The 14,510-nt window shown below is 74.0% G+C and carries 11 protein-coding genes; all 11 read left to right on the forward strand.

Going from position 1 to position 14,510, the window contains the following annotated elements:
- Positions 1–21: 21 nt before the first annotated feature.
- Complete coding sequence (locus B5Y66_RS18935) at positions 22–1,716, forward strand: MDR family MFS transporter (protein ID WP_079576160.1); 1,695 nt, start codon at positions 22–24, stop codon at positions 1,714–1,716.
- Positions 1,713–2,156 carry a DUF4233 domain-containing protein gene (locus B5Y66_RS18940; protein ID WP_245807219.1) on the forward strand — a complete coding sequence of 148 codons (444 nt, stop codon included), beginning with the start codon at positions 1,713–1,715 and terminating at the stop codon, positions 2,154–2,156. The genes B5Y66_RS18935 and B5Y66_RS18940 overlap by 4 nt, the downstream gene beginning before the upstream one ends.
- Positions 2,157–2,273: 117 nt before the next feature.
- A complete protein-coding gene (ndk, locus tag B5Y66_RS18945; protein WP_079576161.1) occupies positions 2,274–2,741 on the forward strand; it encodes a nucleoside-diphosphate kinase in 468 nt (155 codons plus the stop codon).
- A 133-nt stretch (positions 2,742–2,874) separates the two neighbouring features.
- Positions 2,875–6,471, forward strand: coding sequence for a chromosome segregation protein SMC (gene smc, locus B5Y66_RS18950; protein WP_079576162.1), 3,597 nt, complete (start codon positions 2,875–2,877; stop codon positions 6,469–6,471).
- Between the two features lie 4 nt (positions 6,472–6,475).
- Positions 6,476–6,802 (forward strand): hypothetical protein, encoded by a 327-nt coding sequence (locus B5Y66_RS18955; protein WP_079576163.1) that lies wholly within the window; start codon positions 6,476–6,478, stop codon positions 6,800–6,802.
- Between the two features lie 71 nt (positions 6,803–6,873).
- A complete protein-coding gene (ftsY, locus tag B5Y66_RS18960) occupies positions 6,874–8,046 on the forward strand; it encodes a signal recognition particle-docking protein FtsY (protein ID WP_079576164.1) in 1,173 nt (390 codons plus the stop codon).
- A gap of 173 nt (positions 8,047–8,219) precedes the next feature.
- Positions 8,220–9,494, forward strand: a complete 1,275-nt coding sequence (locus B5Y66_RS18965) for an ammonium transporter (protein ID WP_079576165.1) — start codon at positions 8,220–8,222, stop codon at positions 9,492–9,494.
- On the forward strand, positions 9,491–9,829 hold the full coding sequence (locus tag B5Y66_RS18970) for a P-II family nitrogen regulator (protein WP_079576166.1): 339 nt from the start codon (positions 9,491–9,493) through the stop codon (positions 9,827–9,829). The genes B5Y66_RS18965 and B5Y66_RS18970 overlap by 4 nt, the downstream gene beginning before the upstream one ends.
- A gap of 2 nt (positions 9,830–9,831) precedes the next feature.
- Complete coding sequence (locus tag B5Y66_RS18975) at positions 9,832–11,652, forward strand: [protein-PII] uridylyltransferase family protein (RefSeq protein WP_079576167.1); 1,821 nt, start codon at positions 9,832–9,834, stop codon at positions 11,650–11,652.
- A 67-nt stretch (positions 11,653–11,719) separates the two neighbouring features.
- The gene (ffh, locus tag B5Y66_RS18980; protein WP_079576168.1) at positions 11,720–13,336 is read left to right on the forward strand and encodes a signal recognition particle protein; all 1,617 of its coding nucleotides are present in this window, start codon (positions 11,720–11,722) and stop codon (positions 13,334–13,336) included.
- Between the two features lie 44 nt (positions 13,337–13,380).
- Positions 13,381–14,484 (forward strand): amidohydrolase family protein, encoded by a 1,104-nt coding sequence (locus B5Y66_RS18985; protein ID WP_079576169.1) that lies wholly within the window; start codon positions 13,381–13,383, stop codon positions 14,482–14,484.
- Positions 14,485–14,510 lie beyond the last annotated feature (26 nt).

Genomic DNA, 14,510 nt, shown 5'->3' on the forward strand with positions numbered 1-14,510 from the left:
GCCACCGAACCGAGGTGTCCCATGAGCCACGCTGCTCCCACCGCGCCGGACAAGCCGCTCGTCGTCCTGACGCAGCGCACCGTCTGGCTGATCTTCGGCGCCCTGATGGCGTCGATGTTCCTGTCCTCCCTCGACCAGACGATCGTCGGCACCGCGATGCCCACCATCGTCGGCGAGCTGAACGGCGTCGAGCACCAGGGGTGGGTCATCACGGCCTACATCCTGGCCGTCGCCATCGGCATGCCGCTGTACGGCAAGTTCGGTGACCTCTACGGGCGCCGGTGGCCGTTCCTCGTCGCCATCGGCCTGTTCACCCTCGCCTCGGCCGGCGCCGGGTTCGCGCAGAACATGCCCGAGCTCGTCATCTGGCGGGCCGTGCAGGGCCTCGGCGGCGGCGGCCTGATGATCCTGTCGCAGTCGATCATCGCCGACATCGTGCCCGCCTCGGAGCGCGGCAAGTACATGGGCCCCCTCGGCGCCCTGTTCGGCATCTCCGCCGTGCTCGGACCGCTCCTGGGCGGCTGGCTCACCGAGGGCCCGGGCTGGCGCTGGACCTTCTGGCTCAACATCCCCGTCGGCATCGCCGCGTTCGCCATCGCCTGGTTCGCGCTCAAGCTCCCGTCGCACCGCTCGTCGCGCCCTGTCGACTGGGCCGGCATCGTCTCGATGGCGGTCGCCACCACGGGCATCGTGCTCGTCACCAGCTGGGAGTCGCTGTCGTCCGGCGGCTACGACTGGAGCAACTGGCGCCTCTCGGGCCTGGTCGTGCTGACCCTCGCCGCCGTCGCCACGTTCATCGTCGTCGAGACGCGTGCCAAGGAGCCGCTGATCCCCCTGCGGCTGTTCAAGAACCGCACCTTCACGATCACCACGCTCATCGGCCTGGTGCTCGGCATGGGCATGTTCTCGGCCATGGCGATGATCCCGACGTTCCTGCAGATGTCCACCGGCGCCGGAGTCACGGAGTCGGGCTGGCTGATGCTCCCGATGATGGCCGGCATGATGCTCACCTCCATCGTCTCGGGTATCGCGATCTCCAAGACGGGGAAGTACAAGGCCTACCCGGTCGCCGGCCTGATCGTCGTGATCCTGGCGATGGTGTGGCTGACGACCCTGTCCGGCGACATGTCGATGTGGACCTTCGGGGCCATGATCTTCACGCTCGGAGCCGGCATGGGCCTCGTGATGCAGACCGTCGTGCTGGCCGTCCAGAACGCCGTCGACCCGCGCGAGCTCGGCACGGCCACGTCGTCCAACAACTTCTTCCGCGAGATCGGCGCGGCCGTGGGCACCGCCCTGTTCACGACGATCTTCACCACGCGCCTGACCGACAACCTCACCGAGGTCTTCGCGGGCGCGCCCGCCGGCTCCGGCGGTGCGGGGGAGGCGAGCCTCACGCCGGGCATCGTGCAGTCGCTGCCCGAGCCGCTCAAGACCGGGGTCATCGACGCCTACGCCGACGCCCTCGCGCCGTCGTTCTGGTATCTCGTGCCGCTCGTCGGGGTCGGCCTCGTGCTGGCGCTCTTCCTGCCCGTGATCAAGCTCTCCGACGTCGCCGGCATGGTGGCGCGCGGCGAGGCGGTCGCGGACCCGGCGAAGGCCGGCGCCCTCGACGAGGTCCCGGTGGCCGTGGGGGCGCCGGAGGCCGCCGCGGACGTCGCGTCCGACGACGACGGTCCCGGGAGCCGCGAGCGCGCGGATATCGTGGGGTCGTGAGCAAGAAGGACGACCGTCCCCGCCCGGGGGACGCCATCAAGCCCCGTAAGCCCGCCAAGGTGCAGTTCACGTCGATGATGCTGCAGCTGGAGGCGTTCGTGGTGCTGTTCGCCGGCGTCGCCCTGTACGGGCTGCGGAACTCCGGCTACGAGCGCGGACCCCTGGTCATCGAGTCGCCCGTCGCGCTGTGGCTCGTCGTCGGCGTGCTGTTCGTGGTGCTGCTGGTGATGTCCCGGATGGTCGGGACACCGATGGGGTACTACGCGGGGACGGCGGTGCAGGTGCCGGTGCTGGCGATGGGCCTGCTGCTGCCGATGATGTTCGTCGTCGGGGTGGTGTTCGTCGCGATGTGGGTCGTCGCGCTGCGCCTGGGCGGTCGCATCGACCGCGAGCGTGCCACCTACGATGCCGAGCACCCGGAGACCGCGCCGAACCTCTGACCCCGGGCCCTTCGGGACCTCCGGGGCCGTCTGGCACGGGACCTGTGTCGTCATTCACGCCGGGGCGGGACGGATCGCGTGGTCGGAGGGGCTCGCGGCGCCGATAGGCTCTTCGCCATGACCGACGCCGCAGACACCACCCTGCCCGCCGAGCCGTCCACCCCCGCCGTCGAGCGCACCCTCGTGCTCGTCAAGCCCGACGGCGTGCGCCGCGGCCTGTCCGGCGAGGTGTTGCGACGCATCGAGGCGAAGGGGTACACGCTCGTCGCCGTGGAGCTCAAGCAGGCCACGACCGAGCTCCTCGCCGCGCACTACGCCGAGCACGAGGGCAAGCCGTTCTACCAGCCGCTGGTCGACTTCATGCTCTCGGGCCCGACGCTCGCCGTCGTCGCCGAGGGCCAGGGCGTCATCCCGGGCTTCCGCTCGCTGGCGGGCGCCACCAACCCGACCGAGGCGGCACCGGGCACCATCCGCGGCGACCTCGGCCGCGACTGGGGCCTGAAGGTGCAGCAGAACCTCGTGCACGGCTCCGACTCGACCGAGTCGGCGGCACGCGAGATCGGGCTCTGGTTCCCGGGTCTGTGACCCGTCCCCGGCCGCGGCCGGGCGCACGACGACGGCCGGGCCCCGGCGGGCCCGGCCGTCGTCGTGTCCGCCGCGTCCGGGCGGACCGGCGGAGTTCCGCGGATCCGCGGCATCCGGCGGTTAGGCTCGCCGCGTGCACCTCAAGACGCTCACGCTCCGCGGCTTCAAGTCGTTCGCCTCGGCGACGACGCTGAGCCTCGAGCCGGGCATCACCTGCGTGGTCGGGCCCAACGGCTCGGGCAAGTCGAACGTGGTCGACGCGCTGGCGTGGGTGATGGGGGAGCAGGGCGTGAAGTCGCTGCGCGGCGGCAAGATGGAGGACGTCATCTTCGCCGGCACCGCGGGCCGCCCGCCGCTGGGCCGGGCCGAGGTGGCCCTCACGATCGACAACACCGACGGCGCGCTGCCGATCGACTACACCGAGGTGACGATCTCCCGCACGCTGTTCCGCAGCGGTGGGTCCGAGTACGCGATCAACGGCAGCTCGTGCCGCCTGCTCGACATCCAGGAGCTGTTGAGCGACTCCGGCATCGGCCGCGAGATGCACGTCGTCGTCGGCCAGGGGCAGCTCGACGCCGTGCTGCGTGCCACGCCCGACGACCGGCGCGGGTTCATCGAGGAGGCCGCCGGCGTCCTCAAGCACCGCAAGCGCAAGGAGAAGGCGCTGCGCAAGCTCGAGGCGATGCAGGGCAACCTCGCGCGCCTCACCGACCTCACGGCCGAGCTGCGCCGCCAGCTCGGGCCGCTCGGCCGGCAGGCGGAGGCGGCACGCAAGGCGCGCACGGTGCAGGCGGACCTGCGGGACGCGAAGGCCCGCCTCCTCGCGGACGACCTGGCCCAGCTCACCGCCCAGATGACGCAGGAGCGGGCCGACGAGGCCGCGCTGCGGGAGCGGCAGCGGGAGACGGAGCAGGGTCTGGAACGCGCCCGCGAGCACCTGGCGCGCCTCGAGGTCGCCGCGTCGGGCGCCGTCGCCGACGCCGGCAGGGCCGCCGACGCGTTCCACGCGCTGGGCGCGCTGCGGGAGCGGCTGCGCGGTCTGGCGACGCTGGCCGACGAGCGGGTGCGCCTGCTCGGTGCGGCCGAGCCGGAGCACCGCGGCCAGGACCCGGCGGACCTCGAGGCGCAGGCCGAGCGTGCCCGTGCCACGGAGGCGGAGCTGACCCGCGAGGTCGAGCTCGCTCGGGCCGCGCTCGAGTCCGCGGTCGCCGCGCGCACGGACGCCGAGAAGGCGGCGGACGCGGCGGAGCGCGAGCTCGCGACCCTGCACCGGGGTGCCGCCGACCGGCGCGAGGGCCTCGCCCGGCTCTCCGGGCAGGTGGCCGCGCGCCGCAGCCGTGTCGAGGCGGGTGCCGCCGAGCTGGAGCGCGTGCGCGAGGTCGTGACGGAGGCGGAGCGCCGGGCCGAGAAGGCGGCGCGCGAGTTCGGCGCGCTCGAGGTGCAGGTGGTCGGCGCCGAAGAGGGCGAGGAGGACCTGGACGCCCGGCACGAGGGGGCGACAGCGGCGCTGGCCGAGGCGCAGGAGGCGGTGCGCGACCTCGAGACCCGCGCGGCGGAGGCGGAGCGCGACCGCGCCACCTGGAGCGCGCGCGTCGAGGCGCTCGAGCTCAGCCTGGACCGCAAGGACGGGGCGGGCGCGCTCCTCGCCGACGCCGCGCCGGGGGTGCTCGGCTCGGTCGCCGCGCTGCTCGGCGTCGAGCCGGGCTACGAGGACGCGGTGACGGCGGCGCTCGGTCCGGTCGCGGACGCTGTGGCCGTGCGCGACATCGACGCCGCGGTCGACGCGCTGCGCAGCCTGCGGGACGACGACGCCGGCCGTGCGGGGCTCGTCGTGGGCGCAGCGTCGGTGGTCGAGCCTGTCGAGCCGGTCGCCGTCGACCTCCCGGACGGCGCGCGCCGGGCCACCGACGTCGTCACCGTCGCGGGGCCGGCGGCGGGCCCGCTGCGCACGCTGCTGCGCGACGTCGTCGTGGTGGACGACCTGGCCCAGGCCCGCGCGCTGGTCCAGGCGGCGCAGGGCGTCGTCGCCGTGACGCGCGCGGGCGACCTGCTCGGGTCGGCGCGCGCCTGGGGCGGTTCCGCCGCGGCGCCGAGCGTGCTGCACCTGACGTCGGCGCTCGACGAGGCGAAGGAGGGGCTCGACGACGCGGCGGCGCGCGGGGAGCGGTGCCGCTTCGAGCTGGTCGGCGCGCGCGAGCGGCTCGAGACCGCCCAGGCGGCGCACGATGAGACGCTCTCCCTGCTGCACGAGTCGGACGCCGCGCTCGCCGCCGTCGCCGAGCAGCTCGGCACGCTGGGCGCCGCGCACCGCTCCGCGCTCGCGGAGGCCGAGCGGCACCGCACGACGCTCGCCCAGGCCGCCGAGCGGCGGGACTCCGACGAGGCCGAGCTGGCCGAGCTGGCCCGGCGCCTCGAGGTCGCGCAGGCGGAGCCCGCGCAGTCGCAGGAGCAGATCACGGAGGCGCAGTCGGCGCGCGAGGAGGCGCAGACGGCCGCCACCGAGGCGCGCGCGGCGGAGACCGAGGCGCGGCTGGAGCTGCGCACCGGCGAGGAGCGGGCCCGGGCGGTCGCGGGCCGCGCCCAGGGGCTGGCCCGCGCGGCGGCGCAGGAGCGCGCGGCGCGCGAGAAGGCCGAGCGCCGGGCGGTCCGGCGGGCCGCCGAGGCCCGCACGGCCGCCGCCGTGCGCGACGACGCGGGCACGGCGCTCGCCGTCCTCGCCCGGTCGATCGAGCGCGCCCAGGCCGAGCGCGCCGCCGCCGACGAGGAGCGCGCCGCGCGGCAGCAGGAGCTCGAGGCGGTCCGCACGGACGCCGACCGGCTCGCGGGCGAGCTGCGCGACCTCACCGACGTCGCGCACCGCGACGAGGTGGCGCGCGCGCAGCAGGTGGCGCGGCTCGAGCAGCTGCAGGCGCGGGCCGTGGACGAGCTGGGCAGCGACCCCGACGTGCTCGTGGAGGAGTTCGGCCCGCACCGTCCGATCCCGGTGGTCGAGCCTGTCGAAACCGGAGCCGTCGAAGGTTCGGAGGACTCGACAGGCTCGACCGGCGAGATCCCCTACGTCCGGGCGGAGCAGGAGAAGCGGCTGGCGACCGCCGAGCGGGCGCTCGCTCGCATCGGCGCGGTCAACCCGCTGGCCCTGGAGGAGTTCGCGGCCCTGGAGGAGCGGCACCAGTTCCTCACCGAGCAGCTGGCCGACCTCAAGAAGTCGCGCCAGGACCTGCTGCACATCGTCGAGGAGATCGACGAGCGCGTGCAGCAGGTCTTCGCCGAGGCGTTCCGTGACACGGCGGAGCAGTTCGAGCGGGTCTTCGGCCGCCTCTTCCCGGGCGGCGAGGGGCGGCTGGTGCTCACCGAACCGGGTGATCTTCTCACCACGGGCATCGAGGTCGAGGCCCGGCCGGCGGGCAAGAAGGTCAAACGGCTGTCGCTGCTGTCCGGCGGGGAGCGGTCGCTCACGGCGGTCGCGTTCCTGGTGTCGATCTTCAAGGCGCGTCCCAGCCCGTTCTACGTGATGGACGAGGTGGAGGCGGCTCTGGACGACGTGAACCTGGGCCGGCTGCTGGAGATCTTCCGCGAGCTGCAGGAGGACTCCCAGCTCATCGTGATCACCCACCAGAAGCGCACGATGGAGGTCGCGGACGCGCTGTACGGCGTGACGATGCGCGGCGACGGTGTGACGACCGTCATCTCCCAGCGGATGCGCGAGACCGTCGATGCGCGGGGAGAATAGCGCCATGCTCACGTTCGTCCTCTGGGTCCTCGGGTCCCTCGTTCTCGCCGCGGTGGTGTTCCTCGTGGCCAACGTCATGGAACGTCGTGAGGGTCAGGACGACGAGGCCCCCGGCCTCGGCCGGTTCTGGCGCGACTTCCGTTCCGGGCTCCGCCGCAGGCGTGCCGCGGCGCCCGCCCCCGTCGAGACCGGCATGGACGAGTTCTTCGCCGCGACCATCGAGGACGCGCCGGGGTACGTCGACCCGGAGGAGCTCACCGACGCCCTGCACCGCGCCCGGCTGCAGGCGCGCAGCACGTGGCACGTGGGGACCGTCCGCAAGCCGGAGTGAGCGTCCTGGGAGGCGTCCGGCGGTGAGCTGCGCCGGGCGGCGCCGTCGCGCTGTTCTGGGAGACTGTGCGCGTGACTGATCTGCTCTGGCTCTGGATCCTGCTCGGCGTCGTCGTCGTGGTCGGCGGTGGCGCCGCCCTGCTCGTCCCGCGGTCGCGCAAGCGGCGCGGCGGGGGCTCCACGATCGCCGCCCCCACCACCGGGGACGGGCGCGTCGCGGAGCCCGGCACGGCGGCCGGGCCCGCCGTCGAGGAGGCGGCCCCCGAGGCGGCCGTGGAACCCGCGGCACCCGCGCTCGAGACCCCCGAGCCGGTGGCCGGCCGCATGGTGCGCCTGCGCGACCGGCTCGCGCGGACCGGCTCGCCGCTGGGCGCGCGGCTGCTCAGCGTGCTGTCCCGCGACCACCTCACGGAGGACGACTGGGACGAGCTCGAGGAGACGCTGCTGCTCGCCGACATCGGCGCCGGCCCCGCGGAGGAGCTGCTCGACGCCCTGCGCACCCGGGTGCGCGTGCTCGGCGTGCGCGACCCGAAGGCGGTGCGCGACCTGCTGCGCGAGGAGCTGCTCAAGGTCGTCGACCCGTCGCTCGACCGCGAGGTCGCCACGACCGGCCCGACGGGCGCGGACGGCGAGCGGCTGCCCGCCGTCGTCCTGGTCGTGGGGGTCAACGGCACGGGTAAGACGACGACGGTCGGCAAGCTCGCGCGCGTCCTGGTCGCCGAGGACCGGTCCGTCGTCCTCGGCGCCGCCGACACGTTCCGCGCCGCGGCTGCCGACCAGCTGCAGACCTGGGGCGCGCGGGTGGGCGTGGAGACCGTCCGCTCGGACCGCGACGGCGCCGACCCGGCCGCCGTCGCCTTCGACGCGGTGCGGAAGGGCCGCGACGACGGCACCGACGTCGTCCTCGTCGACACCGCCGGCCGGCTGCAGAACAAGGCCGGCCTGATGGACGAGCTGGGCAAGATCACCCGTGTCATCACCCGCGAGGCCCCGCTCGCCGAGGTGCTGCTGGTGCTCGACGCGACCACCGGTCAGAACGGCCTCAACCAGGCGCGGGTCTTCGGCGAGGTCGCGGGCGTCACCGGCATCGTGCTCACCAAGCTCGACGGCACGGCCCGCGGCGGTATCGTCGTCGCCGTCCAGCGCGAGCTCGGGGTGCCGGTCAAGCTCGTGGGGCTGGGGGAGGGGCCGGACGACCTGGCCCCGTTCGACCCCGAGCAGTTCGTCGACGGCCTGCTCGGCTGACCCGGGCGACAGATCCGCCCGGCGGTGCGGCCGGAGACAGGCCCCGTCACGCAACGTTTACGCGTGCCGGGGCCTTGTCACACCCACGTAACACGGGAACAGTCCAGGCGAAATCCCGTTCGCCCACGGTAGTGCCCGACCCGGCCGCCCGGCTGGTGAGGGAGGAACAACTCATGGAGCTGGACACCGGAGCAACCGCGTGGATGCTGATGTCGGCATCTCTCGTGCTCCTGATGACCCCTGGACTCGCGCTCTTCTACGGCGGGATGGTGCGCGGCAAGTCCGTCCTGAACATGATGATGATGTCGTTCGGCGCGCTCGCCGTCGTCGGCGTGGTCTACGTGCTGTGGGGCTGGTCGATGTCCTACGGCGCCGACCTGGGCGGGATCGTCGGCAACCCGTTCGACCAGTTCGGGCTCTCGGGCGCGATCTACGACGCCTCGGGTGAGTTCGCGATCGACGACTTCGGCGTCCCGACCATCGTGGGCGTGGGCTTCCAGGCCACGTTCGCGATCATCACCGTCGCGCTGATCTCGGGTGCGATCGCCGACCGTGCGAAGTTCGGCACCTGGATGGTCTTCGTGGCCGTGTGGGTGACCCTCTGCTACTTCCCGATGGCGCACATGGTCTGGGGCGGCGGCCTGCTGTCCGCCGACGGCCCGTTCGGCGGGATCGCGGCGCCCATCGACTTCGCCGGCGGCACCGTGGTGCACATCAACGCCGGTGTCGCCGCGCTCGTCCTCGCCCTCGTGGTGGGCAAGCGCAAGGGCTTCGGCTCGGAGCCGATGCGCCCGCACAACCTGCCCCTCGTCATGCTCGGCGCGGCGCTCCTGTGGTTCGGCTGGTTCGGCTTCAACGGCGGCTCCGCGTTCACGGCCGACGGCTTCGCCGGCCTCGCCTGGGTCAACACGACCGTCGCCACCGCGGCCGCGGTGCTCGGCTGGCTCGTGGTGGAGAAGCTGCGCGACGGCTCGGCGACGTCGCTCGGCGCCGCCTCCGGCGTCGTGGCGGGCCTCGTCGCGATCACCCCGGCGGCCGGCTCTGTGAGCCCCGTGGGCTCGATCGCGGTCGGTGCGATCGCGGGCGTGCTCTCCGCCTACGCGGTGGGCCTCAAGTACAAGCTGGGCTACGACGACTCGCTCGACGTCGTCGGCGTGCACCTCGTCTCCGGCCTCTGGGGCACCGTCTCCATCGGCTTCCTCGCCACCGAGACGGGCCTGTTCTACGGCGGCGGGGTCAACCAGCTCGTCGTCCAGGCGATCATCGCCGTCGTCGCGGTCGTCTTCTCCGGCGTGATCACCTACCTCATCGCGATCGCGCTCAAGGCCACCATGGGCTGGCGGGTCTCCGAGGAGGCCGAGGTCGCCGGGATCGACCTGGCCGTGCACAGCGAGACCGCGTACGAGACGATCCAGCAGGGTTCCGTCGCTAAGGAGATCCGCGCATGAAGCTCGTCACCGGAGTCATCCAGCCCCACCGCCTGGACGACGTGAAGTCCGCCCTCGAGGCCGCCGGGATCCGCGGCATGACGGTCAGCGAGGCCAGCGGATACGGCCGCCAGAAGGGCCACACCGAGGTGTATCGCGGCGCCGAGTACACGGTGGACCTGGTGCCCAAGGTCCGCGTGGAGGTCCTCGTCGCGGACGAGGACGCGCCCACCGTCGTGGACGTCGTCGTCAAGGCCGCCCAGACCGGGCGGATCGGCGACGGCAAGGTGTGGACCACCGCGCTCGACGACGTGGTGCGCGTGCGCACCGGCGAGCACGGCGACGCGGCCCTCTGACCGTGGTCCCGGACGACCAGCCGGGCGCGACCGAGCCCCGCACCCCGGACGCCGGGGTGCGGGGCTCGGCCGTCACCGTCGGCGCGCTGCGCGCCGACCTGCTCGCCACCGCCGACGGCCTCACCGGCCCGGGCCGGTCGGGCGTCGCGCGCCGCACCGCCCTGCAGCAGCTCGTCACCGACCGGATCACGCCCCTGTACGACTCCGCCACGGCGGACGTGGACCCGGCCGGGATCGCGCTCGCCGCGGTCGGCGGCCTGGGGCGCGGGGAGCTCGGGCCGCTGTCCGACCTCGACCTCGTCCTCGTGCACGACGGGCGCACGCACAAGCCCGACGAGCTCGCGCGCGTCGCCGACGCCCTCTGGTACCCGCTGTGGGACTCCGGCGTCGACATCGATCACGCCGTGCGCTCGCTGAGCCAGACCCGCAGGCTCGCGTCCACGGACCTCCCTGCGGCCGTCGGGTGGCTGGACGTGCGGCCCGTGGCCGGCGACGCGGTCGTCGTGCACCGGGCGGCGTCCGCGATCCTCACCGACTGGCGGTCGGCGTCACGGCGCCGCCTGCCGGAGCTGCTGCACAGCGCCCGGGACCGGGCCGAGCGGGCCGGCGAGCTGGCATACCTCATCGAGCCGGACCTCAAGGAGTCGCGCGGCGGCATCCGGGACGCCGTCCTGCTGTCGGCGCTCGCGGCCACCTGGCTCACCGACCGCCCGCACGGCCGGGTCGACCGCGCGTACGCGCACCTGCTGGACGTCCGGGACACGCTGCACGTCGTGACGCGGCGCCGGTCCACGAAGCTGCTGCTGGCCGACCTGGACGAGGTGGCCGCGCGGTGCGGCCACGACGACCCCGACGAGCTGCTCGCGAGCCTCGCCGAGGCCGGCCGGGAGATCTCCTACGCGCTGGACTCCACCGTGCGCCGGGCCCGGCAGGCGCTCCAGCGACCCGCGGTGCGCCGGCCGGTCATGGTGCGCGGCCGCCGGTCCGCCCCGCGGCTGCGCTCGGTGGGGGACGGCCTGGTGGAGCACGACGGCGAGCTGGTGCTCGCCGTCGGGGCACAGCCGGCGGACGACCCGCTGCTGTCGTTGCGGGCGGCAGCCACGGCGGCGCGCACCGGTCTGGCGCTGTCGCCGGTGACCGTGCAGTCCCTCGCGGAGTGCCCGCCGCCGCCCGAGCCGTGGCCGGCTACGGCGCGTGCCGCGCTCCTCACCCTGCTCGGCGCGGGGCCGGCGCAGGTGCCGGTGTGGGAGGCGCTCGACCTCGCTGGGGTCGTCACCACCTGGATGCCGGAGTGGGCCGGGGTGCGCAACCGCCCCCAGCGGGCGGCGGTCCATCGGCACACCGTCGACCGGCACCTCGTGGAGACGGCGGCCCGGGCCGCCAAGGTGCGCCGCCAGGTCGCCGCGGACGCGGGCGTCGCGCCCGCGCCGACCGAAGTGCTCCTGCTCGGCGCGCTGCTGCACGACATCGGCAAGCGCCGGGGAGCCCTCGACGCCGACCACTCCGTGGAGGGGGCTCGGATCGCGCCGGAGGTGGTGCGCCGCACGGGGTTCGGCGACGCCGTGGCGCACGACGTGGGCGTGGTGGTGCGCCACCACCTCACCCTCGCGCGGCTGGCGACGACCGCCGACCTCGAGGACCCCGCCACCGTGGCCGAGCTGCTCGAGGCCCTCGAGCACCGCGCCGACCTGCTCGAGACCGTGCGGGTCGTGACGGAGTCCGACGCGTCGTCGCTGGGCCCGGCGGGGTGGACCGCGTGGCGGGCGAGTCTCGTGGACGACCTCACGGGGCAGGCGCGCCGGGCGCTCGCGGGCGACCGGTAGGAGACCGGTGGCCGACCGGTAAGGTGGGTGGCTGCACCCATCGAGACCCCCCTTAAGGACCTGCCTGGTGTTCAACTCCCTGTCGGACCGGCTCACCGCGACGTTCAAGAACCTGCGCGGGCGTGGCCGGCTCTCCGAGGCGGACATCGACGCGACCGTGCGCGAGATCCGCCGGGCCCTCCTCGACGCCGACGTCGCCGTGGCGGTCGTGCGCGAGTTCACCGCCGCCGTGCGCGAGCGTGCGCTGTCGGCCGAGGTGTCGGGCGCGCTGAACCCGGCCCAGCAGGTCGTGAAGATCGTCAACGACGAGCTCGTGGCGATCCTCGGCGGCCAGACCCGGCCGCTGCAGTTCGCCAAGACCCCGCCGACGGTCATCATGCTCGCGGGTCTCCAGGGTGCGGGTAAGACGACGCTGGCGGGCAAGCTGGCGCTGGCGCTCAAGGAGCAGGGGCACACCCCGCTGCTGATCGCCGCCGACCTGCAGCGACCCAACGCGGTCACCCAGCTCTCCGTCGTCGCGGAGCGCGCCGGCGTGCCGGTCTACGCGCCGCACCCTGGCAACCAGGGTGCCGAGACCGAGGTCGTCATCGGCGACCCGGTGAGCGTGGCCCGCGACGGCGTCGCCGAGGCGAGGGTCAAGCAGCACGACGTCGTCATCGTCGACACGGCCGGCCGCCTCGGCGTCGACCACGTGCTCATGCAGCAGGCGGGCGACATCCGCGACGCGGTGCAGCCCGACGAGGTCCTGTTCGTCATCGACGCGATGATCGGCCAGGACGCCGTCGCCACGGCGAAGGCCTTCGAGGAGGGCGTCGACTTCACCGGCGTCGTCCTGTCCAAGCTCGACGGCGACGCCCGTGGTGGTGCCGCGCTGTCCGTGGCCACGGTCACGGGCCGGCCGATCATGTTTGCCTCGACCGGTGAGAAGCTGACCGACTTCGAGGTCTTCCACCCCGACCGGATGGCCTCGCGCATCCTCGACATGGGTGACGTGCTCACCCTCATCGAGCAGGCCGAGAAGGCGTTCGACGCCGACGAGGCCGCCAAGATGGCGGCCAAGGTGGAGAAGGGCGAGGACTTCACGCTGTCCGACTTCCTGGTGCAGATGCAGCAGATGAAGAAGCTCGGCTCCATGAAGAAGATGCTCGGGATGATGCCGGGCATGGGTCAGATGCGCGAGCAGCTCGAGAACTTCGACGAGCGCGAGGTTGACCGCGTCCAGGCCCTCATCCAGTCGATGACGCCGGCCGAGCGCGACAACCCCAAGATCATCAACGGCTCGCGGCGTGCCCGCATCGCCCGCGGCTCCGGCCAGACGACGACGGCGGTCAACCAGCTGCTCGAGCGGTTCACGCAGGCGCAGAAGATGATGCGCCAGATGAGCAAGGGCGGCGGGATGCCGGGCATGCCCGGCGGGGTGCCCGGGATGCCGGGCATGCCGGGCGGCGGCAAGAAGGCGCGCGGCAAGCAGGCTCCGGCCAAGAAGGTCAAGGGCAAGTCGGGCAACCCTGCGAAGCGGGCGCAGCAGGAGCGCGAGGCGATGCAGCGCGCCCTCGGCGGCCCCGCCGAGAAGCAGTCGGCCCCCGGCTCCGCGTTCGGGGTGGGCGGCGCCGAGCCGTCCGAGCCGGACCTCTCGAAGCTTCAGCTCCCGGACGGCTTCGACAAGCTGCTCGGCGGGCGCTGACCGGCCGGGACCCGGCCGTTCCCCGGACTCTGTAGCCTTCGACCATGTCCGCCCCGCACGTCCCGCTGCACGTCACCGGCCACGTCCTGCTCGGGCGCGACCGCGACGTCGGTGAGATGTGGGTGCGCGACGGGCGCGTCAGCCTCATCCGGCCGTCGCCGCAGGGCAGCGCCACCCGTGAGCTCGAGGGCTGGGTGCTGCCCGGCCTGGTCGACGTGCACTGCCACGTGGGCCTCGGGCCCGACGGCGCCGTCGACCAGGAGACGGCGGAGGCGCAGGCGCTGGCCGACCGCGACTCCGGCGTCCTGCTCGTGCGCGACGCCGGCTCGCCCGTCGACACCTCATGGGTGCAGGAGCGCCCCGACCTGCCGCGCCTCGTGCGCGCCGGCCGCCACCTGGCACGCCCCCGGCGGTACCTGCGGCACTTCGGTCTCGAGCTGGACGACGTCGCGGCACTCCCGGAGGCGGTGCGCGCCCAGGCGCGAGGCGCGGACGGCTGGGTCAAGCTGGTCGGCGACTGGATCGATCGCGGCGCGGGCGACCTCGGCCCGCTGTGGCCCCGGGACGTCCTCGTCGAGGCGGTCGCCGCGGCGCACGCCGAGGCGGCACGTGTCACGGTGCACGCCTTCTCCGAGGAGGTGGTCGGGGACCTGCTCGCCGCGGGGGTGGACGGTATCGAGCACGGCACCGGCATCGTCGGCGACCTGGTCGACGAGGTCGCGGCACGCCGGATCCCGGTGACGCCCACGCTCCTGCAGGTGGCGCGCTTCGAGGAGATCGCGCGGCAGGCCGAGGACAGGTACCCCGTCTACGCCGCACGGATGCGCCGCATGCACGCGCGCCGGTACGAGCACGTCCGGGCGCTGCACGAGGCCGGCGTCCCGCTGCTCGTCGGGACGGACGCCGGCGGCACCCTGGGGCACGGGCGCATCGTGGACGAGTGCGCCGAGCTCGTCGCGGCGGGCATCCCCGCCGCGGACGTCGTGGCGATGGCGTCGTGGCGGGCCCGCGAGGTGCTGGGCTTCGGGGCGCTCGTCGAGGGCTCCAGCGCCGATCTCGTCGTCTACCCCGCCGACCCGCGCGAGGACGTCGAGGTCCTGCGGCACCCCACCGCCGTCGTCCTGCGCGGGCAGGTCGTGCGCGGCTGACCGTGCTCGGTCGACCATGCACGGCG

It is taken from the genome of Krasilnikoviella flava (assembly GCF_900167525.1).
Lineage (GTDB): Bacteria > Actinomycetota > Actinomycetes > Actinomycetales > Cellulomonadaceae > Isoptericola > Isoptericola flavus.

Coding starts and splice junctions, on each gene's coding strand:
- ndk (WP_079576161.1), top strand. CDS start 2,274: ATGACCGACGCCGCAGACACCACCCTGCCCGCCGAGCCGTCCACCCCC.
- B5Y66_RS18970 (WP_079576166.1), top strand. CDS start 9,491: ATGAAGCTCGTCACCGGAGTCATCCAGCCCCACCGCCTGGACGACGTG.
- B5Y66_RS18955 (WP_079576163.1), top strand. CDS start 6,476: ATGCTCACGTTCGTCCTCTGGGTCCTCGGGTCCCTCGTTCTCGCCGCG.
- B5Y66_RS18965 (WP_079576165.1), top strand. CDS start 8,220: ATGGAGCTGGACACCGGAGCAACCGCGTGGATGCTGATGTCGGCATCT.
- B5Y66_RS18985 (WP_079576169.1), top strand. CDS start 13,381: ATGTCCGCCCCGCACGTCCCGCTGCACGTCACCGGCCACGTCCTGCTC.
- B5Y66_RS18935 (WP_079576160.1), top strand. CDS start 22: ATGAGCCACGCTGCTCCCACCGCGCCGGACAAGCCGCTCGTCGTCCTG.